Source organism: Klebsiella sp. CN_Kp066 (assembly GCF_040065135.1).
Classification (GTDB): domain Bacteria; phylum Pseudomonadota; class Gammaproteobacteria; order Enterobacterales; family Enterobacteriaceae; genus Klebsiella; species Klebsiella oxytoca.
Genome location: NZ_JBEAIU010000034.1, coordinates 92510 through 116704 on the forward strand (window position 1 = coordinate 92510; position 24195 = coordinate 116704).

A 24195-nucleotide genomic window follows, 5' to 3' on the forward strand; every position below is an offset into this window, starting at 1 on the left:
TAGGGCGGGCTAATGCATCTGGATTTTCGCCAACTGCGCAACTTTGTGGCGCTCGTTGAGTACGGCAGTTTTAATCGCGCGGCCGAGGCGGTGTGCCTGTCGCAGTCGGCATTCAGCCGCAGCATCCAGGCGCTGGAGCAGAGCGTCGGGCATCCTTTATTTGACCGGCAGAGCAAGCTACCGACGCTCACTCTGCACGGGCAAAAGCTGCTGCCCTACGCCCGCCGTTTTCAGGAACTTAACGTCGAGCTCAGCAGCCAGCTGCGCGAAGCGGACGATGCGCAAACCGGCGAGGTCGCCTTTGGCTGCGGCCCGGCCCCCGCCGCGAGGCTGATTCCGGCTGCCATCGGCGAGTTTCATCGTCTTTTGCCGCAGGCGAGGGTGCGCTTTCAGATTGATAACTGGCTGGCTCTGCATCAGGCGCTCACCTCCCAGAGCTATCCTTTTGTCGTCGCCGACAGCTGGCAGGCCGAGCTCGACCCGCAGCTGCGCGTTCAGCCACTCAGCCCGCAGCGCTGCTTTTTCGTCTGCCATGCCGGGCATCCGCTGGCAAAACAGGGGCCGGTCTCTATTCAGGCGATGCTGCGTTACCCCTTTGCGGCACCCTATCTGCCGCCGGGCGTGCGCAAGGTGCTGGCGACCCTCAGCCAGCAGCAGGACTTCACGCCGGCGATTCAGTGCGACCATATCTACGCGCTGCTTTCGACCCTGGCGCGAACCAATGCGATTAGCTTCGCCAGCGAGGATGGCTTCGCGCTATGCCAGCACAGCCATCGGCTGGTTAAGCTGGAGCTCAGCGATCTGCCTGAAGAGTGGCGGCTGATGCAGACCCGGTTTGCCATTATCTCTCCGGTTCATGCGGCTCAGCCGCCGCTGGTTGCGAAGCTGATTGAGATGATCCTCCATACCGATCGTCAGCATCAGCTGCAGCTGCTGGCCCAGGAGGAGGGGAGTTAACCGGCGTTTTTCGCCTGGCCTTGGGCATCGTACTGCGGCCAGCGATTTTCCAGCTGCCGGGCTTTCAGCGCCCGCTCGACAAACTGGCCGTCCACCCACTGGCTGACGTCGAAAGCGCTGCGGATCAGGCGGCCCGAGTGAGCCTGCTCGACGCTGCTGCTAAAGCTGGCGGTCAGGAACGGGTCGATGCGCGGCGAGGTGGTAAAGTTCAGATCCTGCGGCTGCAGCTCTTCGAGAAACAGCGCCTGCGGGATCTGGCTCTGCTGCGCCATCTCGGCGGACCAGGCGTCGCGATTGGCCGGGTCACTGATTTCAGCGGCGTTCTTCACCAACACGTTAACGATCTGCTGGGTCGCCTGCGGCCAGGCGTCTATAAACGTCTGCGTGCCGAGGAACCCGGCCTGAGTGGTGTTCTGGCGGCCGGAGTCACCGCTTTTGACGACCACATCAATCTTATCGCCGCGTAGCGCCAGCAGCGAAACGCCGCCCCACACCGCATCGACGCGACCGGCCGCCAGCGCCGCTTTGCCGGCGTTCCAGTCGAGGTTGATCACCTGCAGGCTGCGCTCGTTGAGGCCGACGGTTTGCAGCGCCCGGTCAAAGGCCAGCTGGTCCGCCGTGCCGCGATAAACCGCCACCCGTTTGCCTTTCAGATCGGCGAGGGTTTTAATCCCGGAAGCTTTGGTCACCGCGAGGTAAGATTCCGAACCCCGGCTGCCCAGCAGCAGGCGCGTCGGCAGCCCGTTGGCCTTACCGATAATCGCCGCCAGATCGCCGAGGTAGACAAAATCCAGCTGGCGGTTGGCTAACGCTTCATTTACTGCCGGACCGGCGCCTTTGAAAAACTGCCACTGCACTTCCACGCCCTGCGGCTTAAACACCTCTTCCAGCTGATGGCGGATAAACGCCATGCCGACCGGCCCCTCAATAAAGGGTTTACTGCCCGCGCTCTGGTCCGGCACGCCGATGCGGATAGTGCGTAGCGTTTCGGCCTGGACGCTGGACGCCAGGCTGATGACCGCGACCAGCGCCAGCAAGGTGCGGTTGAATATTGCTTTCATCATAACGTGTTGCTCCCTTGAGTTTTTTCTCACCCTAAAGAGCCGACGGGTAACGTGTTAAATGCTTTTATTCGCCAAGCATTGCCGAAAAAAAGCTAAATCAGAAGCCGCGTGCCCGCCAGGCTGAAATGCATTTGATGCATCGGGATTATTCGCCTTACGCAATGGCGGCGAAGCGTGAGGCACGTTTTGATAGCGACATGACTGACTGAAAAGTGGACCGAAATGTCGCAGATGATCTTAAGAACGGATGCTCCCGGCAGGCCGGGGTTCAGGCTTAACGGCTGGCCGTGGCTGCTGCCTGCGTTACTGCTGCTGCTGTGGTACATCGCCGCGCGCGAGGGATGGATGCCGGAGCAAATTTTGCCCGCGCCGTCGGTGGTTGCCGATACCGCCCTGTCGCTGCTGAGCGGCGATCTACTGGCGCAGTGGGGATTCAGCCTTCAGCATCTGGCGCTTGGCCTGCTGCTGGGCGCCATCGCAGGCACGCTGCTCGGGGCGCTGTTCGGCCTGGTGCCGGCCGCCGCGCAGCGGGTGGAACCGCTGTTTTACGCGCTGGCGCAAATCCCGACGCTCGGCTGGATCCCGCTGTTTATGGTGCTGTTCGGGATCGATAACGGCCTCAAGCTGGCGGTGATCGTCAAAACCACCATAGTACCGATGACCATTAATACGCAGCAGGCGGTGGCCGGCGTGCCGTTGACCCTGAGCGAAGCCGCAAGAGTAATGAATTTTTCCCGCTGGCAGCGGCTGCGCTGGCTGGTGATCCCGGCAAGCCTGCCGGGCTGGTTTACCGGCCTGCGTCTGGCGCTATCGCAGGCCTGGGTGTCGCTTATCGTCGTGGAACTGCTGGCGTCTTCGGAAGGTATTGGCTACCTGATGGTCTGGGGTCGTCAGCTGTTTCAGCTGGATATCGTCTTCGTCACCATTGCGGTGGTTGGCCTGAGCGGCATGCTGATGGAGTGGGCGGCGAACCGGGCCTGTTCCCGGCTGGTGTTCTGGCCGCAGCCTGCCGCCGGACGCCTGGCGTGGAAACCGCAGGCCAGCTGGCGGGCGCTGCAGCTGCCGTTAGTTCTGCTGGCGCTGTGGCAACTGGCCAGCCAGTCAGGCTGGATTGATGAAGCCTTGTTCTCATCGCCGCTGGCGGTAGCGGTGCGCTTTATTCAGGGCATCCTGAGCGGGGAGCTGACTACGGCGATGTTGGCCAGTCTCGGACGGGCCTTTGTCGGCGGCGCGCTGGGGATTACGGGCGGCCTGCTCTGCGGACTGCTGCTGGCGCTGCGCCCGCGCGCCGGGCAAATCTTCACGCCCACGTTAAACGTGTTGCGCCATATCGCCCTGTTTGCCTGGCTACCGCTGCTGACCGCATGGGTGGGCAACGATAACGGCGGCAAAATCGTCTTTATCGCGCTGGCGTCGTTCTTTCCGATGTTCTTCAGCACGCTGCAGGCCGTGTTGCAGCGTAACCCGCAGCTCGATGAAGTGGCCATGGTACTGCGCCTGGGCGAATTAGCGCGCCTGCGCAGGGTTATTCTTCCCGGCGCGGCGCCGGGGATCTTCGCCGGTCTACGGCTGGCGCTGATTTACGCCTGGCTTGGCAATATCGGCGCAGAATATTTCATGTCCTCCGGCGTCGGCATCGGCAGCCTGATGATCAACGCCCAGCAGCTGCTGGATATGCCCACCATTCTCTGCGGCATGGTGCTGGTCGGTATCACCGGCGCGGCGCTGGATAAAGCCGGACGTTTACTGGAAATGCGCGCCACCCGCTGGCGTCAACAGGAGCAGCTATGACCTCTTCAACTCTGGTCTCTTTTCGCCACGTGCGTAAATCCTGGCAACAGGTAACGGCGCTACAGAATTTCAGCCTGGATATCGCCGCCGGTGAACTGGTGGCGCTGGTGGGCAGCAGCGGCTGCGGTAAATCGACGCTGCTGCGGATGCTGGTAGGCCTGGAGTCAGCGACCCAGGGCGAAATTCGCATTAACGGCGAGCCGGTCACCGGCGTGGGCAAAGAGCGCGGCATCGTATTTCAGGAGCCGCGCCTGTTTCCGTGGCTGAAGGTGATCGACAACGTGATGCTCGGTCTGGCGGATGAAAAGCTCAGCCGGGCGGAGAAGCGCCAGCGGGCGCTGGAAATGCTGGAACGCGTGCAGCTCAGCGAATTCGCCAACGCGCTGCCCGCGCAGCTCTCCGGCGGTATGGCCCAGCGGGTCGCCATTGCCCGCGGCCTGGTGGCCCGTCCGCAGATTCTGATGCTCGATGAGCCTTTCGGCGCGCTGGATGCCCTGACGCGCCATACCCTGCAGCAGGAACTTTTACAGATACATCAGCGCGCGGGAACCACCACGCTGCTGGTGACGCACGATGTGGAAGAAGCCGTCGCCCTGGCCGACCGGGTCGTTGTGCTCTCGCCGCGTCCGGGGCGGATAAGGGAAGTGGTAAGCCTGGCGCTGCCCCATCCCCGCCAGCGCGATGATGCCGCGTTTACCGCCGCCTGCCGCCAGATACGCAATCTGATTACTTCTGCCTGATTCTTTAATGTAAGGAGCAACTTATGGGACACCCCTCCGTCTTCCCGACCGGCGCCACCCTCTACGATCCGCAGCGCGCCTGGAGCGGCTACACCCTTTTCCAGGCCACCGAACACGGCGCGGTGCTGGTAGATATGAACGGTCACGTGGTACGCGAATGGCCTGAACTGCATGGATTTCCCAATAAAATCCTGCCCGGCGGCGCCATCCTTGGTCACAGCGGCGAGCGCGATCCGCGCTACGGCATGCAGGATATGCTCGATCTGATCCAGGTGGACTGGGAAGGCAATGTGACCTGGAAATTCGATCGCTATGAGCAGGTGAGCGATCCCGGCAATGAAACGCGCTGGATGGCGCGAGCTCATCACGACTATCAGCGGGCAGGCAATCCGGTGGGCTATTACGCGCCGGGGCTGGAGCCGCAGGTGGATGGCGGCAATACCCTGATCCTCGCCCATACCAACCTGCTGAACGAAGCGATCTCCGACAAGCTGCTGCTGGACGACACCATTATTGAAGTCGACTGGCAGGGCAACGTGGTGTGGGAGTGGCGCTGCAGCGACCATTTCCACGAGCTGGGTTTCGACGACGCGGCGCGTACCGCGCTCTACAACAATCCGAATATGCGCGCCAGCGGCGGTGGAATGGGCGACTGGATGCATATCAATTCGATGTCGGCGCTGGGGCCGAATAAGTGGTATGACGCTGGCGATGCGCGTTTTCATCCCGACAACATTATCTGGGACGCCCGTGAATCCAACATTATCGCCATTATCGACAAACAGAGCGGCAAGATCGTCTGGCAGCTGGGCCCGGACTACAGCAAACCGGAGTTGAAACACATCGGCTGGATTATCGGCCAGCATCATGCGCATATGATCCCGCAGGGGCTACCGGGCGCGGGCAATATCCTGATTTTCGATAACGGCGGCTGGGCCGGATACGGCGCGCCGAATCCGGCATCGGCGGACGGAGTGAAAAACGCCTGGCGCGATTACTCCCGGATCCTGGAGATCAATCCGCTGACCCTTGATATCGAATGGCGCTATTCGCCTTATGAAGCGGATTTGCCGCAGCCGACCGATTCGTACCGCTTTTACAGCCCGTACATCAGCAATATGCAGCGCCTGGAAAACGGCAATACCCTGATTAACGAAGGATCGAACGGGCGCATTTTTGAAGTGACCCGCGATCACGAAATTGTCTGGGAATATATTTCGCCGTTCTGGGGCAAGACGCTGAACAACAATATGGTCTATCGCGCCTACCGCATTCCCTACGCCTGGATCCCGCAGCTGGCGCAGCCGCAGGAGACGCCGATTGCGGCGGTCGATGTACGAACCCTGCGCCAGCCCGGCGCGGCGGCAGCGGGACCGGCGCAAAGCGTGGTGCGGGTGGCGGGCGTACAGCCGTACAGTAAGAGCGCCGATGCGCTGTGCGTGGCAACCGATAACGATACCCTGCGCCGCAGTCCGAAGCTGTTCCGCGTCGCGGAAAGCGCGTTCACGCCGATAAGCGCGGCGAGCGAGCTGGAGAGTGAAAGGCCCGTGCTGCTGTTCGTAGGCGCGGAGCGCTGCGTGCACTGCCGCAAGCTCTGGCAACTGCTGGCGCATGAGAAACTCAGCTCGCGAATTGCTCAACTGGATACGCGCTATCTGGATGCCGACCAGCATCAGGATCTGGCGACCACGCTCGGCGTGCGCGGCCTGCCGACGTTGCTGCTGCTTAAAGCGGGGCAGCCAGCAACGCGCGCGCCCGCGCAGCTTTCGGTGGACAATCTGTTCGACTGGCTGAATCGCGCAGCAGAGTAAGTCGCGATTATTGCGGACTGGCGTTTGCCGGTCCGCCGTTGATCTGGCGGATAAAGGCCATCGGCGAATAGCCCATCGCTTTGCGGAACATCGCGGTAAAGGCGGCCGGATACTCATAGCCCAGACTCAGCGCGACTTCGGTAATCGAATCCCCTTCACGCAGCGCCGTCATGGCGTACATCAGGCACGCCTGCTGGCGCCAGTCGCAAAAGGCCATCCCGGTCTCCCGGCGAAACAGACGATTAAAGGTGCGTACGCTTTTGCTCAGCTTTTGCGCCCACTGCTGCGGCGTGCTGCGGATACTGGGCTGTCGCTGAAAATCGCCGCATAGCGCCGCGAGGTGGCTGTTCTGCGGGAGCGGGGTAAACATCGGCAGCGGCGCGGCGGCGCCCAGTTCATGGAGCAGGAGCGCAATCAGGGCGGCATCGCGCCCGCTCTCTTCATACAGCAGCGGTAGCTGGCAGGCGGCCAGCAGGAGCTGATGGGTCAGCGGAGAAACCTGTAACACTTCGCAGCGCTCGCTATCACGCGGGGCGACCTGCGCATCAATATACAGGCTGTGGGTGCTGACGCCGGGCATCCAGACGCGATGCGGTTTTGTCGCCGGGATCCATACTCCGCTGAACGGCGGGACCAGCCACTGGCCGTCATCCGTTTCGACCTTCATTAACCCGTTCATCGCGTACAGAAACTGCGCCCGGCGGTGGCTGTGGCGCTCCAGCAGCGTATTGGGCGGATAGTCGCTGCCCAGCGCCAGCACCCGGCGAGGCAGATGATCGACGTCATTAATCGCAACGTTGCGCATAAAAAGTTGCCCTGGCTGAAATTCGTAATAGATTGGCTTTAAAGCGTAAGCCGGCCATGAAGTTATTCTATATCGTTACCTCCTTTTGTGGAGGAGTTCGAATGAGCGACTGGCTTTTTCTGTGCGGCATACTATCCGGCGTGACCACCTGGCTCTTTGGTTTCGGCGGCGGTTTCGTTACCGTCCCGCTGCTCTATTTACTGGTCACCGGCGCGTGGGGAGCGCAAAGCGCAGTCGGACAGCAGGCGATGCAAATCGCGGTCGCCACTTCGGCGCTGGTTATGCTTTGTTCCGCGCTGCTGGCGACCTGGCGGCACGTGCGTACCGGCACCCTGAGCTGGCGTCGTCTGTGGGCCATGCTCACCGGCATTGCCGTTGGCGGCATCGCCGGCGCGCTGCTGGCGCTTGAGGTGAGCGGGGAGTGGATCCGCTGGCTGTTCGTTATCTACCTGCTGGCAACCGTTGCCGATTGCTACCTTCGCGCCGGATTTATGACTCCGCCCTCCCGCCGGGTGGCGCCGACGGTGTCACACGAGCTTACGACAGGCGGCATCATTGGCCTGATCGCCTCTTTTCTCGGCGTGGGGGGAAGCGTGATGACCGTTCCTCTGATGCGCCGTCGCGGCGTGCTGATGTCCGAAGCGGCGGCGATGGCCAACGTGCTGACGCTGCCGCTGGCGGCAACGGCGACGCTGACCTGGCTATTGCTCGCCTGGCTGTCGCCGGTGTCGTTACCGAATGGATTTATCGGCAACATCTGGCTGTCGGCGGCGGCGCAGCTGGTGGCGGGAAGCTGGCTGGGATTAAAAATAGCCTCCCGCTGGCTGGCGCGTTTACCGGATCGCTGGCATGTGAGAATTTATCCGCTATTGCTGATAGCCGTACTGCTGGTGATGAGCATGCGGGGATAATGAGGGACGCGGCGCTGCGCATCCATCCGAGAGTCGCCCGGGTAAGCGTAGGGTATGAACCGGAAACATGGGTAACACTTTAGACCGGATACATGGGTAACAGTTATAACTGGCATAGAAGAGGAGACTCGTTATGCCCGGTTCATTCTGCTGTCATTTTACTTGCGCATGCTCGCGCGAGGCGCTGTGGCCGATAAAGGAAAATAAACGATGGGTAAAACGCTGACCATTTTCGATCTGGATAATACGTTGATTAAGGGCGATAGCAGTACGCTGTGGAGCCGCTTTATGGTGCGCGAAGGGTGGGTAAACGATGCCGATTACCTGGCGCGGGAAGCGATGCTGATGGACGATTACGATCGCGGCGAGCTGAATATCGCCGATTATGTGGCTCTGATTCAGGCGCCGCTGGTTGGTGTGACAAAGCAGGACGTGGATGCGCTACTGGCGCGCTGCGTGCGTGAAGAAATTTTGCCGCGCGTTTATCCGCAGGCCTGGGATCTGATTCGGACTTTACAGGCAAAGGGCGAGCAGATACTGGTGATCTCAGCCTCGGTCAGCCTGCTGGTACAGGCAGTCGCGGCGCAACTGGGCATCGAGCAGGCGCTGGGCATTGACGTCGAGATGGTGGACGGCGGCTATAGCGGAGTGATTGCCGGTACGCCGAGCTATCAGCAGGGGAAGGTGGTGCGTCTTGAGCAGTGGCTGGCGGCGCATCCCGCCTGTTCGGGCGAGGTGACCTTCTACACCGATTCGATTAACGATCTGCCGCTGTGCCTGCGCGCCGATCGCGTACGGCTGGTCAACCCGTGTCCGCAGCTGACGGCGGCGAATGCGCAGCATCAGTGGCCGGTACTGACGTGGCGGCTGTGATTTTCCCCCGGGGGGCGGCGTAAACGCCTTACCCGGCTACTTTTTCGTGCAGTTTGGGTAACCCGGATAGCTGCGCAGCGCCGCCTCCGGGAATGTTGTGATATCAGACTTCCCCGGGGAGGCGCAGCGCGATCCGGAAAAAACTAATCCGCTTTAAACAGCGGCACCACGCTGCCGCCAATATAGCGGCGGCGCAGCCAGGCGGACAACGTATCCATCGCCATCACCACCGCCACCAGCAGCAGGGTAATAAACATCACCACGTCCCAGTTCCATAGACGCATATTTTCCGCATAAATCAGGCCGATCCCTCCCGCGCCGACAAAGCCGAGCACCGCGGCGGAACGGGTATTCGATTCGATCTGATACAGGCTCAGCGCCAGGAAAGTGGGGAAAGATTGCGTGAAAATGCTGAAACGGTGCTTCTGTAACCCGTTCGCGCCTACCGCCGTCAGCCCGCGTCCCGGCGAGCGCTCAACCGCTTCGTGCCCCTCAGCGTACAGACGCCCCAGCAGCCCGGTATCCTGCATGATTATCGCCAGTACCCCGGCCAGCGGCCCGAGCCCCACCGCGCGGACAAAAATCAGCCCCCAGATCGCCATATCGATACCGCGCAGCACGTCGAACAACCGGCGCATCAGCAGGGCAATCGTCCCCGGAATCACGCCGCGCATAATGTTGCGCGCCGCCAGGAAAGAGAGCAGCAGGGCGATAACCGTCGCGGTAAGCGTCCCGGCGAAAACAATCGCCAGGGTAATAGCGATTTGCGTGAAGTAATAGCGGAACGGCCAGTTAAAAAAGTCGTGCCAGACGAACATCCGCAGCAGATAGCGACTGATTTGCTCCAGTCCGCTGGCGAGCTGCTCGCCGCTGATGCCGAACTGCATAAAGAACCAGACATAGTAGAGCAGGCAGGCCAGCGTCAGCAGGCCGATATAGCGCAGATAGCGCCCCTGGGCCTGATACAAATGCCGATGCTGGCGACGGCTGGCGGCGATATCCGGTTGATTTTGCCACTGACTCATTTTTTCCCCTCCAGAACCCACTGCCGCAGGCGGCCGGACAGCATATCCAGCAGCGAGACCACGAGAATAATCAGCAGCAGCGTGATGCTGACCTGATCGTAACGGTCCAGTTTGATATTGGTCATCAGCTCCTGGCCGATGCCGCCCGCGCCCACCAGCCCAAGGATGGTTGAGGAGCGGAAGTTAATTTCGAGGCGCATAAAGCCGTATGAGAGGAAGATGGGTTTGACCTGCGGCCACAGGGCAAAGCGGATACGCTGCAGATGCGACGCGCCGCAGGCGGCCAGGCCGCGCACCGGTTTATCCTGGGCGCTCTCTACCGCTTCATAGAACAGCTTGGTCAGGCTGCCGATAGTGTGCAGCATTAATGCCAGGAAGCCGGGGATGGCGCCGATACCAAAAGCCATCACGAAAATCACCGCCCACGCCAGCTCCGGCATGGTGCGCAGAAAAGCCACCAGCACGCGGACGGCAACACGCAGCGGGGCAGGGGACCAGGCATTATTAGCGGCAACGAACGCCAGCAGGGTGGCAATCACCACCGCAACCAGCGTCGACGCCAGCGCCAGCTGCAGCGTTTCCCAGATAAGCGGTAGCTGAATCGGCAGGCGATAGCCCCAGTAAGCCAGAGAGCCCTTAGTATGCGAATCGGCAAACAGATCGGCGATGTGCAGCGTGGGCAACGTCTCAAACAGGTAATCAAGAAAATTGGGCAGCGAGTGCCAGATGGTAAGGAGATTAAACTCGGCCAGGCTGCCGGCGGCAAAATAGAGTACCAGCAGCAGCAGGGACCCGCTAAAGGTATCGCGCTTTTGTCGCGAGCGTACCTGCTGATAGTAGCGTTCGAATTGGGTATGGGTGTTATTCATGCGTCGCTGTGTCTTCAACGAGTCGCTGCCCCCCGCGACACTCGCCGGGCGGCAGCGTCAGGGTGGGATTAACGCGCGCTAACCAGTTCGCGTTTCATATCAATAATCTGCTGAAAATCAGCCACGCTGCCCGGGCCGATATGCTGCGTGCCGCCCATCGCTTTAATAAAGCAGGCGTGATCCTCGGTATCCAGCTTTTTAATCGCGGTAATGACTTTGGCCTTAAAATCAGCAGGCAGGGAATTGCTGACCAGGATCGGGCCGTTCGGGATCAGCGGCGATTGCCAGATAATGCGGATTTGCTTCATCAAATCCGGATGATCCATGCGAATCAGGCGGTTGAAGGCGCCGACGCTGTAGCCGCTATTATAGTCACCGACCATGGAGGTCCAGGTCACCGCACCGGCAAACTGACCGTTCAGCACGCCGAGAATATCCTGTTCGTGGCCGCCGGAGAAGGTCACGCTGGAGAAGAAGTTATTATATTTATTATCCGCGGTGCCGCCGAACTGCTGTTTAAAGGCGTGGTTCGGAATTAAAAAGCCGGAAGTGGAATCCGGGTCGGCGAAGCCAAACGCTTTGCCCTTCAGATCCTCTAACTTTTTATACGGGCTGTCCGCTTTGACAATCACCACCGAGTGGTAGCCGCGGGACCCGTCTTTATCATCTACGGCAATCCCAACAATATCGACCGCTTGCGGATTGTTAATATAAACGGAGGCGTAAGAAGACGGCGACATACTTAATACCACGTCAACTTTGCCACCCAGTAATCCCTGAATGACGCCGGAATAGTCGGAGGAGTTACGTAATTTTGTATCAACCTTCAGCTCTTTATCAAGGAATTGCTTAACGCACTGGTTGTCGCCAATTTGCTGCGTTGCGTTCTGACCGCCAAGGATACCCAGGTTTAATTCCTTCGGTTGTTCAGCAGCGCTTGCCTGCCACGCCATCATAATGCCTGCAACCGCTGCGGATAAACGAACTGCGCCAGTGATGTACTTTTTCATTATTTTGCCCGTGTGAGTGAAATTAATGCAATTGGCTAATTTCATCGCCATACAGCCGATGCAGAATATCCTGATTCAGCTGCGTGGGATGGTCGTCAAAAATAATCTTGCCTTTGGCTATGCCGATAACCCGCGTGCAGTATTCTCGCACCAGCTCCACCGAATGCAGGTTTACCATCACGCTGATGCCCTGTTCGCTAATTTCGCGCAGGACATTCATGATCCGCTGCGTATTTTTCGGGTCGAGAGAGGCGACCGGTTCATCGGCCAGCAAAATCCCCGGGTTTTGCATCAGGGCCCGGCAAATGGCCACGCGCTGCATCTGGCCGCCGGAGAGATTTTCCGCTCGCTGCAGCGCATGCGGCAGCATATTCATCCATTCCAGCAGGGAGATAGCGCGGGCGCGGTCGGCGTCGGGGAAGATTTTGAATAATGATTTCAGGGTTGAGGTTTGGCTCAGGCGTCCCAGCAGCACGTTGGTCAACACGTCGAGACGCGGAACCAGGCAAAAATCCTGGAAAATCATACCGCACTGGCTACGCCAGGCGTTCATCGCCCGCCCGGACAGCTTTGATACGTCCTGCGGCGTCCCTCCTTCCGGGAAGCTGAGGATTTCGCCGCCGCTGGCGCGATGGGTACCGTTAATGACGTGCAAAAGCGTTGATTTTCCGGCGCCGGAGCGACCGATCACGCCAACCAATTCGCCCGCATGCAGATCGAAACTGATGCTATCCAGTACGGTTTGCTGCGCGCGCCAGGCTTTGCTCAGGTTGCGTACGCTCAGGACCTTACGCTGCCGGTCGATAAACGGCGGCGTAAACGGTTGATAATCGGTTTCTGCAACCGCAGCCAGGGAACTGTTCATAAGTGCGTCCAGATTCGTCAGTAAACTGGGCACTATTAATGGTGTTTTATATGACTGCCAGATGACAATAAGGCGAACAAATAGTGAACGAACCGGTGAGTCAGCGTAACGGATGACGAAAAATTCCGTCAGTGATCACATTTTTGCATCGGCAATCCGGCGTCTGAAAATACTCAGCCTACCTTTAATACGCTATGCGTACGATATTAAGAATGATACGTATTTCATCTGATAGAGATGCCGCGTTTTATGCGACATTAGCCGCAACGGTTTTATTGCCGCTGGCGCAAAGCAAGGCCTCAGGATGTTCGTGCAAATCTTCTTTCTGAGTCGATTTAACCGAATAGATAATCTTTTCGTGCTTGTTTACGATTCACCGCGCTAAATTTTTTGTCGGCGACTATACCTTTCGTGCGGAGCATAATTTCATTATTTACGCTAATTAATGAAATTAACCACTATTTTTGTGTTGATTATTGGTTTTTTCTTCTTATTTTTTGAATTTCTTCGGTTTTTTTGATTTTTCGAATGAAAGTGCGGTTAAGAATAGTCTTAACAGCTAATAGCTAAGATCCTGGAACATATAATATTCACTTAAGAATCGACGCATATCCCACCAATAACCATATGAAAACAAATACTTTTTGTGTTTAACTCAATATCCTTATTTTTATTCTTCAGGCTTAAATTGACCTGGTCGGTAATTAGCCCCCAGCGCACTTATTGACACACATGGAGAAAAATCCTAAATTTGGTGACACAAGAAACAAGCAAGTCATTTAGTGTTCTTTGCCTCAAGCAATACTATTTTGTGGTTTTAGATTGGATATATTTATAAGAGGGAATTTGCTGAATTAGACTTTGCAGGCCTGGGCTATCAGCAGTGTTGTGATACGTTCAAGATTTCCAGGACTATGGGGTTTAACACTATATGGATTATAAATATTCTTTAGATCAGTGCATCTGGCCGGCGCATGATAGCTTTTTTTTAAAAGGTCTCGCTGAGCTTATTCTGGATATCGATGACTTAATCTATCTTTCACTAGAAAAGGTACGCCGGGAATTTGTATTTATTAACCTTAGCGCCAGTTCGCTGAATTATTTTATCCGCCGCGATAATGAGTGGTTGGCTGAAATGAAAGGAAAGCAGATTGTACTTATTGCTGCAAGGCGCTCGGAGGCGCTGGCCAATTACTGGTATTACAATGGCTCCATTCGAGGCGTGGTCTACGTAGACTTAGCTAAGGATATTCGTCAGGAGCTGGCTTACGTTATCAATGGCCGTTTTCTACGTAAAGATATAAAGAAAGATAAAATTACTAACCGGGAAATGCAGATAATTCGTATGACGGCGCAGGGAATGCATCCGAAATCTATCGCCAAAATTGAGAATTGTAGTGTGAAAACAGTCTATACCCATCGGCGAAATGCTGAGGCCAAACTGTATTCAAAAATATATAAGTTAGCGCTGTAATTAGTAATAAACGTTGTATTTAAAAATTGTGCACCAGGTCGTAACACCCAAAATAATTTGCGTCGCAGATAATAATGATGCGGCCTGAACTATGGCGGGAATGCACACAGACGTGGGACATCAGGTCCCTTAATAAACTCAGGATGAAAAAGCTATGAAAAAAAAGGTTCTTGCAATTGCTCTGGTAACCGCGTTTGCCGGTATGGGTGTCGCTCAGGCAGCTGACGTTACTGCTCAGGCAGTCGCTACCTGGTCCGCAACCGCCAAAAAAGACACAACCAGCAAGCTGGTTGTGACTCCGCTGGGCAGCCTGGCTTTCCAGTATGCTGAAGGGGTTAAAGGCTTTAACTCACAGAAAGGCCTGTTTGATGTGGCTATTGAAGGTGACACCACCGCGACCGCATTCAAGCTGACCTCGCGTCTGATCACCAATACCCTGACTCAGCTGGATACCTCTGGTTCCACCCTGAGCGTGGGCGTTGACTACAACGGCGCTGCGGTCGAAAAAACGGCTGACACCGTCATGATCGACACCGCTGCGGGCACCCTGGGCGGCAACCTCAGCGCGCTGTCTAACGGCTATAACACCGCTGGCCGCACCACCGCTCAGGACGGCTTCACGTTCTCCATCATCAGCGGCACCACCAACGGCACAACTGCCGTTACTGACTACAGCACGCTGCCGGAAGGTATCTGGAGCGGTGACGTCAGCGTACAGTTCGACGCCACCTGGACCAGCTGATCCTCTCGTAGCACCAGGCAGGGGGTTCTCCCCCTGCTTTCTTTCACGGAATGAAATGATATGAAAAAACACATTCTGGCCATCGGCCTGTTGCTCAGCACAATGACGCCTGCCCTGGCGCTGGATGTGGGCGATATCTCTTCGTTTATGAACAGCGACAGCAGCACGCTGAGCAAAGAGATCAAAAATACGACCGACAGCGGTCGCTTAATCAACATCCATATGGAACGCCTCTCTTCGCCGCTGGATGGCGGTAAGGTGATCCCGATGGATAAGCAGGACGAGATTTTACTGACTCCCGCCAGCCTGCTGCTGCCCGCGAAGGCCAGCGACGTGATCCGCTTTTTCTATAAAGGCCCGGCGGACGATAAAGAGCGCTATTACCGCATCGTCTGGTTCGATCAGGCGCTCAGCGATGCCCAGCGCAACGGCTCGACCCGCAGCGCGGTAGCCACGGCTTCGGCACGCATCGGCACCATCCTGGTGGTGGCCCCGAGAAAAGTGAATTACCGCTATCAGTACGCCAACGGCACGTTGACCAATACCGGCAACGCCACCCTGCGCATTCTGGCCTATGGCCCGTGCCTGAAACCGGCGGATGGTAAGGATTGCAAAGAAAACTACTTCCTGATGCCCGGAAAAGAGCGCCGCTTTACGCGCGTCAATGTGGCTGACAAAAAAGGACGGGTCGCGCTCTGGCAGGGCGAGCAGTTTGTTCCCGTGAAATAGACAACTGTGCTGACGGACCAAAACTATGCTTATACCAGGGATTGCCCCAGGACTTAAAGTGCTCCTTGCCTCTGGCATGGCCATCTTGCTTGTTCCGCTCAGCGTTTCCGCCGCGGCTGACAAAGTACAGCAAATCGGCGGCGTCATTATCCCTCAGGCCTTCAGCCAGGCGCTGCAGGACGGAATGAGCATTCCTCTGTTTATTCACCTCGAAGGCAGCAACGGTACCCAGGACGATCAGCGCATCGGCAACGCTTTTATCTGGCTGGATAACGGCGTACTGCGCGTCCGGCAAATACAGCTGGAAGAGAACGATAACAATGCCACCGTCAGCGAACAGACCCGCAAGCAGCTGACCGCGCTGGCCAATGAAGCATTCACTAAAGAACTCAAAATTAGTCTGACAGATGATGCGCAGCTACAGCTCAGCCTGCGCCAGCTGCTGCTGCAGCTGGTGGTGAGAAAGGAGGCGCTGGGTACCGTGCTGCGTTCGCGCAGCGAAGATATCGGTCAGTCCAGCGTCAATACCCTCAGCAGCACGATGAACTATAACCTCGGCGTATATAACAACCAGATGCGCAACGGCGGCAACAATACCTCCAGCTATCTGTCGCTGAACAACGTCACCGCGCTGCGCGAGCACCACGTGGTGCTCGACGGCTCGCTGTACGGTATAGGCTCCGGCAATCAGGACAGCGAAGTCTATAAAGCGATGTATGAACGCGATTTTGCCGGCCATCGTTTTGCGGGCGGGATGCTGGATACCTGGAATTTACAGTCCCTCGGCCCGATGACCGCCGTTTCGGCAGGGAAGATTTACGGCGCCTCATGGGGCAACCAGGCCAGTTCAACGGTGTTCGACAACTCCCAGTCGGCGACGCCGGTGGTCGCCTTTTTACCCGCCGCCGGGGAAGTGCATCTCACCCGCGACGGGCGCCTGATGAGCGTGCAGAACTTTGCCATGGGTAACCACGAAGTGGACACGCGCGGTCTGCCGTATGGCATTTACGATGTCGAGGTTGAAGTCATTGTGAATGGCCGGGTGGTCAGCAAACGTACCCAGCGGGTCAATAAATTGTTCAGCCGCGGACGCGGCGCCGGCGCGCCGCTGGCCTGGCAGTTCTGGGGCGGCAGCTTCCATATGGACCGCTGGTCTGAGAGCGGTAAAAAGACGCTTCCGGCTAAAGACAGCTGGCTGGCGGGCGCCTCGGCCTCCGGTTCGCTCAGCACCTTAAGCTGGGCGGCGACCGGCTACGGTTACGATAACAACGCCGTCGCCGAGACGCGCCTGACCCTGCCGATCACTGAGTCCATTAACGTGAACCTGCAGAATATGCTGGCCAGCGACAGCTCGTGGAGCAGCATCGGCAGCATCAGCGCCACGCTGCCCGGCGGCTTCAGCTCGGTGTGGGTCAACCAGGAAAAAACGCAGATTGGCGACCGGATTCGGCGCAGTAATGCCGACAACCGGGCTATCGGCGGTACGCTGAATCTCAATTCACTCTGGTCAAAACTGGGGACGTTCAGCATCAGCTATAACGATGACCGCCGCTATAACAGCCACTACTACACGGCGGATTACTACCAGACGCTTTATACCGGATCCTGGGGATCGCTGGGCCTGCGCGCAGGGATACAGCGCTTTAATAACGGCGATAGCAGCGCCAGCACCGGGAAGTATATTGCGCTCGATTTCTCGCTGCCGCTCGGCAACTGGTTCAGCGCCGGGATGACCCATCAGAACGGCTACACCATGGCCAACCTGTCGGCGCGTAAACAGTTTGATGAAGGCAGCACCATCCGTACCATCGGCGCCAACGTTTCGCGGGCGATTTCCGGCGACACAGGCGATGATAAAACCCTCAGCGGCGGCGCATATGCTCAGTTTGATACCCGCTACTCCACCGGTACGCTGAACGTGAACAGCGGCGTGGATGGCTACGTGAACACCAACCTGACCGCCAACGGCAGCGTGGGCTGGCAGGGGAAAAATATCGCCGCCAGCGGCCGCACCGACGGCAATGCCGGGGTGATTTTCAACACCGGACTGGAAAATGACGGCAAGCTGAGCGCCAAAGTTAACGGTCGCATTGTTCAGCTCTCCGGCAACCGCAACTACCTGCCGCTGTCGCCCTACAGCCGCTATGAAGTGGAGTTGCAGAACAGTAAAAATTCGCTCGACAGCTACGATATCGTGACCGGGCGCAAGAGCCAGCTGACCCTTTATCCGGGGAACGTGGCGGTGATTGAGCCGGAAGTGAAGCAGATGGTCACGGTCTCCGGGCGCATTCGCGCGGAAGACGGCACGCTGCTGGCCAATGCGCGGATTAATAACCATATCGGTCGTACCCGCACCGATGAGAACGGTGAGTTTGTGATGGACGTGGATAAAAAGTATCCCACCATCGATTTCAGTTACGGTAAAAACCAGAGCTGCGAAGTGGCGCTGGAGCTAAGCCAGGCGCGCGGCGCGGTATGGGTGGGCGATGTGGTCTGTAGCGGCCTCTCCACCTATGCCCGCGTGCAGCCGACAGGAGAAGGTAATGAAAGCTAAGTGGCTGGCATGTTTAGTGATGTTAACGGCGGCGCTGTGCGTGACGCGGGTCAACGCCGCGGTCACCAAAACCACCTGGCCGGATGCGGCGGCCATGCAGTTTGTTTTCGTGGAAAACAACTCGGATGATAACTTCTTTGTCACCCCGGGCGGCGCGCTGGACCCGCGTATGACCGGGGCTAACCGCTGGACCGGACTGAAATATAACGGCTCGGGCACCATTTATCAGCAGAGCCTGGGCTATATCGACAACGGCTATAACACCGGCCTGTACGCCAACTGGTTCTTCGATATGTGGCTGGATAACTCACCGGCTTCGCACCCTTTACTCGGCCTGCGCTGTATCAACTGGTATGCGGGCTGCGATATGGCCACCAGCCTGATCTTGCCGCAAACTACCGATGCCAACGGCTTCTATGGCGCGACGGTAACCACCGGCGGACAAAAGTGGATGCACGGCATGATGTCCGATGCTTTCTACCAGTATCTGCAGCAGATGTCGGTGGGCAGCAGCTTCTCAATGACCATCAACTCCTGCATGACGTCGGTGAGCTACGATGCCAGCAGCGGCGCACGCTGCAAAGATCAGGCCTCAGGGTATTGGTACGTGCGTAACGTCACCCATACTAAAGCGGCAAACCTGAAGCTGATTAACACCCATGCGCTGGCGGAAGTGTTTATCAACAGCGACGGGGTTCCGACGCTGGGCGAAGGCAATGCCGACTGTCGCACCCAGACTATCGGTACCCGTTCCGGTCTGAGCTGCAAAATGGTGAACTACAATTTGCAAACCAACGGCCTCAGCAATACCTCAATTCATATTTTCCCGGCTATCAGCAACTCGGCGCTGGCCTCCGCGGTGGGCAGCTACGATATGCAGTTCAGCCTCGACGGCAACTCATGGAAGCCGGTGAGCGGCATCTCTCAGTACTATACGTTTAATGAGATGAAATCATCAGATTCAGTGTATGTCTTCTTCTCAAGCAACTTTTTTAAGCAGATGGTGACGCTGGGCATCAGCGACGTGAATACCAAAGATCTGTTTAATTTCCGTTTCTATAACACCACCTCGCCCGAGTCTGGCTGGTACGAGTTTTCAACCTCTAACACCCTGATAATTAAGCCGCGTGATTTCAGCATCAGCATTATTTCCGATGAGTACACCTCGGCGCCGACCCGCGAGGGCTACGTGGGCAGCGGCGAGCCGTCGCTGGATTTCGGCTATATTGTGACGACCAGCGGTAAGACCGCCGCCGATGAAGTGCTGATTAAAGTCACCGGCCCGGCGCAGGTTATTGGCGGGCGTTCATACTGTATTTTTAGTTCATCCGACGGCACGGCGAAGGTGCCGTTCCCGGCGACGCTGGCGTTTACGACGCAGACCGGGTCAACCAAAACTTACGATGCCGGATGCGATGATACCTGGCGCGATATGACCGATGCCCTGTGGTTAACCACGCCATGGACGGATATTTCCGGCGATGTCGGGCAGATGGACAAAACGACGGTCAAGTTTTCCATCCCGATGGATAATGCGATATCGCTGCGAACGGTGGATGATAACGGCTGGTTTGGTGAAGTGAGTGCTTCAGGAGAAATTCATGTCCAGGCGACGTGGCGTAACATTAACTAATTTGCTGCGGATGCTGATCTGCCTGCTGTCGCTGGGACTGGCGACAGCAGCGCAGGCTATCTCGGTGGGGAATTTAACCTTCTCGCTGGCAGCGGAAGACAATTTCGCTGCTAAGCGGGTTATCAACAACAATAAAAGCGCCCGGCTGTATCGGGTCTCTATCGTCGCTATCGACCGCCCCGGCGGCAAAGAGGTGCGTTCCCGTCCGGCGGACGGCGAGCTACTGTTTGCCCCGCGTCAGCTCACTCTACAGGCGGGGGAGAGCGAATATTTTAAGTTTTACTACCACGGCCCGAAAGATAACCGCGAGCGCTATTATCGGGTATCGTTCCGGGAAATTCCGACCCGTAATTACGTAATGCGTAATCAAAGCGGTACGGAAGTGAGTATGGATCCGGTGGTGGTCATGGACACTATCCTCGTCGTTCGCCCGCGCGAGGTACAGTTCAAATGGGCTTACGATCGCGCGGCGGGGACCGTCAGCAACACCGGCAATACCTGGTTTAAGCTGCTGATCAAGCCCGGATGCGATACGACGGAAGAGGAAGGGGATGCATGGTATTTGCGGCCCGGGGACGTGGTTCGCAAGGCTTCGCTGCGCCAGCCGGGGAACCACTACATTATCTATAACGACAAATTTATTAAAATGACAAAAGACTGTCCGGTGAAGTAGCCGGGCAGCGCTCGCCATCCGGATAACATTCATCATTGAGAATGATCTATTTTTGATTTTTTATGTTTTTTTGATGTTATTTTGCGCCGAAAAAATATCAACATTATGTCCGCTTTGATACGTGATGAAATGATGTTTTCGTATCCCGAATATATATGATATTCCATCATTAAATAATTCATACTAATTGTCATTATCGTTCCGGCTATGAATTTTTTCTATTAATATGGCTTTTCCTAAGAAAGTTCCTAATGGCTGGTGGGGAAATTCCTGGACCAGATGAATTGAGAATTATTTTCAAGCGCCATGTTTTTATTATCTCATTGTAATTAATGGTTTTTTTGTGATTTCTTGTTTTTAAGTTAATTAAGATACTCTAATTTTTTTTATCATTTTATTTTAGGGGTTCTAATTTCTTAGTTGTGAAGTGCCATTTCATCCATCCTTCATATTGACTCGTGTTAATTAAACACATAACTTCTGAAACATAAAGTGGCTGTTTCATATTGTGATTGCGCATTTAAATACAAATTATATGCCATGCGTATGTTTTATTTTGTGTTATATAGAATCTGAATTATTCATCTTATATATGTTTAGTGGCGTTTTTTGCGCAGAGGAGTCGCCTTCCTTTGTACTCTTCCCGTTAAGGAAAGCGGCAAATCATGGATGAGGAGCGCGTGATATATGGACTATCTCACTGATTTACGGTCATGTATCTGGCCGAGAGAAGATCGCTACTTTGTTGACGGATTATCCACGATTATTTTTGATATCCGCGATTTGATCTACCCATCTCTGGATGAACTACGCGACGGGTTTATGTTTATTAATATTAGCCCTAAATTTATGAGCCACTTTATCAGCCATGAACACCAATGGCTGAAAATCGCCGAGAAAAAACAGGTGATATTAATTGCCGCAACCAGGCTGGAGGCGCTGGCCAATTACTGGTATTTCAATAGTCAGGCCAGAGGCGTGGTTTATACGGAATCCTTATACGCTATTCGCCATGAGCTGACCCGAGCCATAAACGGTCGTTTTCGCCGCAGTGATATAAAAAAAGGAAAAATGACCCGTAAAGAGATGCAAATCATTGGTCATCTTGCGCAGGGGATACAGCCGAAATCTATTGCCAAAATTGAGAACTGCAGCGTCAAAACGGTTTATACCCATCAGCGTAACGCGGAGGTGAAGCTGGATTTTAAAATAAATAAATTAGCCATCTGAGATTTAAGCTCGGCGGGTCGTTTATCCCTTCGCCGGGCGAGCGTAAATGTTATGGGTCGTAAATAATATATATTATATAAATCAATGTATTACCTGAAATAGTATCAAGCAGCCTTGCTCCGGCGCAGAAGAGACGCGTTGCTCAGGAAACGCAGCGTGGCGCGATAATCCTTCACCGCGCCACGGCCGATGGCTACCCGGTCGCTCTCCCATATCGGCGATTTGCCAGCAGACTCAGTCCGCAGCACAGCAGATAGTAAACCGCGCCGGTAAAAACAAAAATCGCCAGCGGGTAGATCTGCACCCGGTTATTGACCTGCCCGGCGACGGTAGTCAGCTCCGGTACATTGACGATAAAGGCCAGCGAGGTGTCTTTGAGCAGGCCGATAAATATCCCAACCAGCGACGGCTGAACGTTACGCAGGGCCTGCGGTAGCAGGATCAGGCGCAGCGTTTGCCCGGGAGCGAAACCCTGGGTCAGCGCTGCTTCGTATTGCCCACGGGGTAGCGATTGCAGGCCCGCCAGCACTGAATGCATCACCGAGGCGGCGGTAAACCACGCCAGCGCCACCGTGACGGTGACCGCGCCCGGGAGATCGCTGCCGGTGAGCATAGGAAGCAGATACCACAGCCAGAAAATCACGAAGATCAGCGGGATGCCGCGAATAATTTCCGCCCACAGAAATAGCAGCCGCCGCACGATCCCCTCGTAGCGCCAGGCGATAGCTGCCAGCAGAACGCCGCCCGGCAGCGCCAGCGCGGCGGCGCCGATAGCCATCAGCAGCGTCAGCACCACGCCGCCGGGGATACCGTCCGCCAGCCGCCCCCACAGCAGATAATCGAGGTTATCAACGATGACCGCCAGATTAGCGTTCATAACCGGCTCTCCTTTGCTGAGCTCTTCCCGGACCGAGACGCGTCAGCGCCACGCCCATCAGCACCCCAAGCGCCAGATACAGCGCGGTGCCGACGGCAAACGCCTCCAGCGCATGCGCGTTGTAGCTCTCGATTTGCCGCACCTGATAGGTCAGTTCGGCAAAGCCGATACCACTCGCCAGCGAAGAGAGCTTCATCAGGTTGAGATACTGGCCGATAATCGGCTGCCAGGCGTTAGCCAGCCCCTGCGGCAGCAGAATGTGGCGCAGCTCCTGCCAGGGCGTAAACCCCTGCGACAGCGCTGCTTCCCGCTGACCGTGGCTAACGGCGCGCAGCCCGGAGGCGATCTCTTCAATCAGAAACGCCGAGGTAAAGACCCCGAGTCCCCACATTGAGCAGAGAAACTCCGGCGTCAGCCACCAGACGTTGCCCGGGAGAATCGACCAGCTGCGATCGTCATTAATAAAATCCCGCGCCCCCAGCGGCAGCAGATTCCAGGCGGCAAAATACCAGAACAGCAGCTGGACCAGCAGCGGCGTATTGCGGAACAGTGAAACCCAGGCCGCCACCAGCCAGCGGCCGGGCCTGCCGCCCCCGAGACGCAGCGCCAGCAGCAGGATGGCCAGCACGGTCGCCAGAACCATCCCGGCGATGCTGACCCAGACGGTGGTGAGAAAACCGGAGATGATCCATTGCAGCGGCTGCCCGCTCAGCACGCCATGCCAGTCGAGATGCGGGATCACGCCTCACTCTCCTGGTGCAGCGGATCGAGCACCTTTTGCAGGAAACGGCGGGTGCGGGCGTGCTGCGGCCGGGCAAAAAACTCAGCCGGCGGCGCGACTTCGAGAATATCGCCGCCGTCGATAAACACCACCCGGTCAGCAATCTCGCGGGCGAACTGCATCTCATGCGTCACCACCACCATGGTGATCCCGCTATGGGCGAGATTTTTCATGACCTGCAGTACTTCGCCGATCATCTCCGGATCGAGCGCCGACGTGGGTTCATCGAACAGAATAATCTGCGGCGAGGAGGCGAGGGCGCGGGCAATCGCCACCCTCTGCTGCTGGCCCCCCGAGAGCTGGGCCGGCATCTGCCGGGCTTTATCCGCAAGGCCGACCTGGTTGAGCAGCGCCAGCGAGCGTTCGCGGGCGGCGCTTTTGCCCCAGCCGTGAACGCGTTCCAGCGCGAGGGTGATATTCTCCTGCGCCGTCAGGTGGGCATAGAGATTAAACTGCTGAAAAACAAAGCCGACCCGGCTGCGCAGCTGGCGCAGAGCGCTGCCGGTGAGCTGCGCTGTCGGTTTGCCGTCGATCAGTATTTCGCCGCCGCTGAGTGATTCAAGCTGGTTGATCAGGCGGATCAGGGTTGATTTGCCCGATCCCGAAGGGCCGAGGATCGCCACCACTTCGCCGGGTTCAACCTGTAAGTTAACGCCGTTCAGCACCCGATGGTCGCCGTAGCTTTTGGCAACATCGCGAAACTCAATGCTGGCGCGCTGCAGATGCGAAAAATCCGCGGACGATGCCGCGGAGCGTGAAAATAGAGCCGATAACATCATCT

Annotated in this window: 22 protein-coding genes; 13 read left to right on the forward strand and 9 right to left on the reverse strand. The window is 56.8% G+C overall.

Going from position 1 to position 24195, the window contains the following annotated elements; translation table 11 throughout:
- Positions 1-12 precede the first annotated feature (12 nt).
- On the forward strand, positions 13-957 hold the full coding sequence (locus ABLV75_RS12155; RefSeq protein WP_126488557.1) for a LysR family transcriptional regulator: 945 nt from the start codon (positions 13-15) through the stop codon (positions 955-957).
- On the opposite strand, the gene ABLV75_RS12160 is transcribed toward ABLV75_RS12155, so the two are convergent.
- Positions 954-2021, reverse strand: coding sequence for an ABC transporter substrate-binding protein (locus tag ABLV75_RS12160; RefSeq protein ID WP_348854986.1), 1068 nt, complete (start codon positions 2019-2021; stop codon positions 954-956). The genes ABLV75_RS12155 and ABLV75_RS12160 overlap by 4 nt on opposite strands.
- 222 nt (positions 2022-2243) lie before the next feature.
- On the opposite strand from ABLV75_RS12160, the gene ABLV75_RS12165 reads away from it, so the two are divergent.
- Genes ABLV75_RS12165 through ABLV75_RS12175 form a run of 3 tightly spaced genes read left to right on the forward strand, consistent with a single transcriptional unit; the run spans position 2244 to position 6363 of the window.
- On the forward strand, positions 2244-3812 hold the full coding sequence (locus tag ABLV75_RS12165) for an ABC transporter permease (protein ID WP_348854988.1): 1569 nt from the start codon (positions 2244-2246) through the stop codon (positions 3810-3812).
- Positions 3809-4552 (forward strand): ABC transporter ATP-binding protein, encoded by a 744-nt coding sequence (locus ABLV75_RS12170; protein WP_004099303.1) that lies wholly within the window; start codon positions 3809-3811, stop codon positions 4550-4552. The genes ABLV75_RS12165 and ABLV75_RS12170 overlap by 4 nt, the downstream gene beginning before the upstream one ends.
- 23 nt (positions 4553-4575) lie before the next feature.
- On the forward strand, positions 4576-6363 hold the full coding sequence (locus ABLV75_RS12175; RefSeq protein WP_016809784.1) for an aryl-sulfate sulfotransferase: 1788 nt from the start codon (positions 4576-4578) through the stop codon (positions 6361-6363).
- 7 nt (positions 6364-6370) lie between these two features.
- Here ABLV75_RS12175 and ABLV75_RS12180 read toward each other — a convergent pair whose 3' ends face one another.
- Complete coding sequence (locus tag ABLV75_RS12180) at positions 6371-7168, reverse strand: helix-turn-helix transcriptional regulator (protein WP_004110905.1); 798 nt, start codon at positions 7166-7168, stop codon at positions 6371-6373.
- Positions 7169-7269: 101 nt separating this feature from the next.
- Between ABLV75_RS12180 and ABLV75_RS12185 the strand changes: the two genes are divergently transcribed.
- Together ABLV75_RS12185 and ABLV75_RS12190 are read left to right on the forward strand one after the other, a co-directional pair.
- Complete coding sequence (locus ABLV75_RS12185; RefSeq protein WP_265815640.1) at positions 7270-8079, forward strand: sulfite exporter TauE/SafE family protein; 810 nt, start codon at positions 7270-7272, stop codon at positions 8077-8079.
- Positions 8080-8289: 210 nt separating this feature from the next.
- A complete protein-coding gene (locus tag ABLV75_RS12190; RefSeq protein ID WP_204723758.1) occupies positions 8290-8952 on the forward strand; it encodes an HAD family hydrolase in 663 nt (220 codons plus the stop codon).
- Positions 8953-9095: 143 nt separating this feature from the next.
- Here the strand turns inward: ABLV75_RS12190 and phnE (ABLV75_RS12195) are convergent, their stop codons facing one another.
- The 4 genes from phnE (ABLV75_RS12195) to phnC all read right to left on the reverse strand — a co-directional run bounded on the left by phnE (ABLV75_RS12195) (position 9096) and on the right by phnC (position 12721).
- On the reverse strand, positions 9096-9977 hold the full coding sequence (gene phnE / locus ABLV75_RS12195) for a phosphonate ABC transporter, permease protein PhnE (protein ID WP_004110914.1): 882 nt from the start codon (positions 9975-9977) through the stop codon (positions 9096-9098).
- Positions 9974-10846 (reverse strand): phosphonate ABC transporter, permease protein PhnE, encoded by an 873-nt coding sequence (gene phnE / locus ABLV75_RS12200; protein ID WP_004099314.1) that lies wholly within the window; start codon positions 10844-10846, stop codon positions 9974-9976. Before phnE (ABLV75_RS12200) ends, phnE (ABLV75_RS12195) begins: the two co-directional genes overlap by 4 nt.
- Before the next feature lie 68 nt (positions 10847-10914).
- Entirely contained in the window at positions 10915-11856 is a 942-nt protein-coding gene (gene phnD, locus ABLV75_RS12205) for a phosphonate ABC transporter substrate-binding protein (RefSeq protein ID WP_026056037.1), read from the reverse strand.
- 22 nt (positions 11857-11878) lie between these two features.
- Positions 11879-12721 carry a phosphonate ABC transporter ATP-binding protein gene (gene phnC / locus ABLV75_RS12210; protein WP_004099316.1) on the reverse strand — a complete coding sequence of 281 codons (843 nt, stop codon included), beginning with the start codon at positions 12719-12721 and terminating at the stop codon, positions 11879-11881.
- A 931-nt stretch (positions 12722-13652) separates the two neighbouring features.
- On the opposite strand from phnC, the gene ABLV75_RS12215 reads away from it, so the two are divergent.
- The 7 genes from ABLV75_RS12215 (at position 13653) to ABLV75_RS12245 (ending at position 21756) form a co-directional block, all read left to right on the forward strand.
- Positions 13653-14195, forward strand: coding sequence for a helix-turn-helix transcriptional regulator (locus ABLV75_RS12215; protein WP_004099317.1), 543 nt, complete (start codon positions 13653-13655; stop codon positions 14193-14195).
- 154 nt (positions 14196-14349) lie between these two features.
- On the forward strand, positions 14350-14937 hold the full coding sequence (locus ABLV75_RS12220; RefSeq protein WP_004099318.1) for a common pilus major fimbrillin subunit EcpA: 588 nt from the start codon (positions 14350-14352) through the stop codon (positions 14935-14937).
- Positions 14938-14997: 60 nt separating this feature from the next.
- Entirely contained in the window at positions 14998-15666 is a 669-nt protein-coding gene (locus tag ABLV75_RS12225) for a hypothetical protein (protein ID WP_004099319.1), read from the forward strand.
- A 25-nt stretch (positions 15667-15691) separates the two neighbouring features.
- Complete coding sequence (locus ABLV75_RS12230; protein ID WP_004099320.1) at positions 15692-18220, forward strand: fimbrial biogenesis outer membrane usher protein; 2529 nt, start codon at positions 15692-15694, stop codon at positions 18218-18220.
- 19 nt (positions 18221-18239) lie between these two features.
- On the forward strand, positions 18240-19853 hold the full coding sequence (locus ABLV75_RS12235; RefSeq protein WP_224226431.1) for a hypothetical protein: 1614 nt from the start codon (positions 18240-18242) through the stop codon (positions 19851-19853).
- Positions 19822-20526 (forward strand): fimbria/pilus periplasmic chaperone, encoded by a 705-nt coding sequence (locus ABLV75_RS12240; protein WP_004099322.1) that lies wholly within the window; start codon positions 19822-19824, stop codon positions 20524-20526. Before ABLV75_RS12235 ends, ABLV75_RS12240 begins: the two co-directional genes overlap by 32 nt.
- A 687-nt stretch (positions 20527-21213) precedes the next feature.
- Positions 21214-21756 (forward strand): helix-turn-helix transcriptional regulator, encoded by a 543-nt coding sequence (locus ABLV75_RS12245; RefSeq protein ID WP_004099323.1) that lies wholly within the window; start codon positions 21214-21216, stop codon positions 21754-21756.
- 193 nt (positions 21757-21949) lie between these two features.
- On the opposite strand, the gene ABLV75_RS12250 is transcribed toward ABLV75_RS12245, so the two are convergent.
- From ABLV75_RS12250 to ABLV75_RS12260, 3 genes are read right to left on the reverse strand one after another with little or no spacing between them, the layout of a single operon-like run.
- Entirely contained in the window at positions 21950-22633 is a 684-nt protein-coding gene (locus tag ABLV75_RS12250) for an amino acid ABC transporter permease (RefSeq protein ID WP_004099324.1), read from the reverse strand.
- Complete coding sequence (locus ABLV75_RS12255) at positions 22623-23375, reverse strand: amino acid ABC transporter permease (RefSeq protein WP_004099326.1); 753 nt, start codon at positions 23373-23375, stop codon at positions 22623-22625. The genes ABLV75_RS12250 and ABLV75_RS12255 overlap by 11 nt, the downstream gene beginning before the upstream one ends.
- Complete coding sequence (locus ABLV75_RS12260) at positions 23372-24190, reverse strand: amino acid ABC transporter ATP-binding protein (RefSeq protein WP_004099327.1); 819 nt, start codon at positions 24188-24190, stop codon at positions 23372-23374. The genes ABLV75_RS12255 and ABLV75_RS12260 overlap by 4 nt, the downstream gene beginning before the upstream one ends.
- Positions 24191-24195: the final 5 nt, after the last annotated feature.

Bases quoted from the DNA above. Each gene is read 5' to 3' on its own strand.
- ABLV75_RS12155 (WP_126488557.1), top strand. From the start codon at position 13: ATGCATCTGGATTTTCGCCAACTGCGCAACTTTGTGGCGCTCGTTGAG.
- phnD (WP_026056037.1), bottom strand. From the start codon at position 11,856: ATGAAAAAGTACATCACTGGCGCAGTTCGTTTATCCGCAGCGGTTGCA.
- phnE (WP_004110914.1), bottom strand. From the start codon at position 9,977: ATGAGTCAGTGGCAAAATCAACCGGATATCGCCGCCAGCCGTCGCCAG.
- ABLV75_RS12225 (WP_004099319.1), top strand. From the start codon at position 14,998: ATGAAAAAACACATTCTGGCCATCGGCCTGTTGCTCAGCACAATGACG.
- ABLV75_RS12240 (WP_004099322.1), top strand. From the start codon at position 19,822: ATGTCCAGGCGACGTGGCGTAACATTAACTAATTTGCTGCGGATGCTG.
- ABLV75_RS12260 (WP_004099327.1), bottom strand. From the start codon at position 24,190: ATGTTATCGGCTCTATTTTCACGCTCCGCGGCATCGTCCGCGGATTTT.
- ABLV75_RS12185 (WP_265815640.1), top strand. From the start codon at position 7,270: ATGAGCGACTGGCTTTTTCTGTGCGGCATACTATCCGGCGTGACCACC.
- ABLV75_RS12220 (WP_004099318.1), top strand. From the start codon at position 14,350: ATGAAAAAAAAGGTTCTTGCAATTGCTCTGGTAACCGCGTTTGCCGGT.
- ABLV75_RS12165 (WP_348854988.1), top strand. From the start codon at position 2,244: ATGTCGCAGATGATCTTAAGAACGGATGCTCCCGGCAGGCCGGGGTTC.
- phnC (WP_004099316.1), bottom strand. From the start codon at position 12,721: ATGAACAGTTCCCTGGCTGCGGTTGCAGAAACCGATTATCAACCGTTT.
- phnE (WP_004099314.1), bottom strand. From the start codon at position 10,846: ATGAATAACACCCATACCCAATTCGAACGCTACTATCAGCAGGTACGC.
- ABLV75_RS12235 (WP_224226431.1), top strand. From the start codon at position 18,240: ATGTTAACGGCGGCGCTGTGCGTGACGCGGGTCAACGCCGCGGTCACC.
- ABLV75_RS12160 (WP_348854986.1), bottom strand. From the start codon at position 2,021: ATGATGAAAGCAATATTCAACCGCACCTTGCTGGCGCTGGTCGCGGTC.
- ABLV75_RS12215 (WP_004099317.1), top strand. From the start codon at position 13,653: ATGGATTATAAATATTCTTTAGATCAGTGCATCTGGCCGGCGCATGAT.
- ABLV75_RS12175 (WP_016809784.1), top strand. From the start codon at position 4,576: ATGGGACACCCCTCCGTCTTCCCGACCGGCGCCACCCTCTACGATCCG.
- ABLV75_RS12230 (WP_004099320.1), top strand. From the start codon at position 15,692: ATGCTTATACCAGGGATTGCCCCAGGACTTAAAGTGCTCCTTGCCTCT.
- ABLV75_RS12180 (WP_004110905.1), bottom strand. From the start codon at position 7,168: ATGCGCAACGTTGCGATTAATGACGTCGATCATCTGCCTCGCCGGGTG.
- ABLV75_RS12250 (WP_004099324.1), bottom strand. From the start codon at position 22,633: ATGAACGCTAATCTGGCGGTCATCGTTGATAACCTCGATTATCTGCTG.
- ABLV75_RS12190 (WP_204723758.1), top strand. From the start codon at position 8,290: ATGGGTAAAACGCTGACCATTTTCGATCTGGATAATACGTTGATTAAG.
- ABLV75_RS12170 (WP_004099303.1), top strand. From the start codon at position 3,809: ATGACCTCTTCAACTCTGGTCTCTTTTCGCCACGTGCGTAAATCCTGG.
- ABLV75_RS12245 (WP_004099323.1), top strand. From the start codon at position 21,214: ATGGACTATCTCACTGATTTACGGTCATGTATCTGGCCGAGAGAAGAT.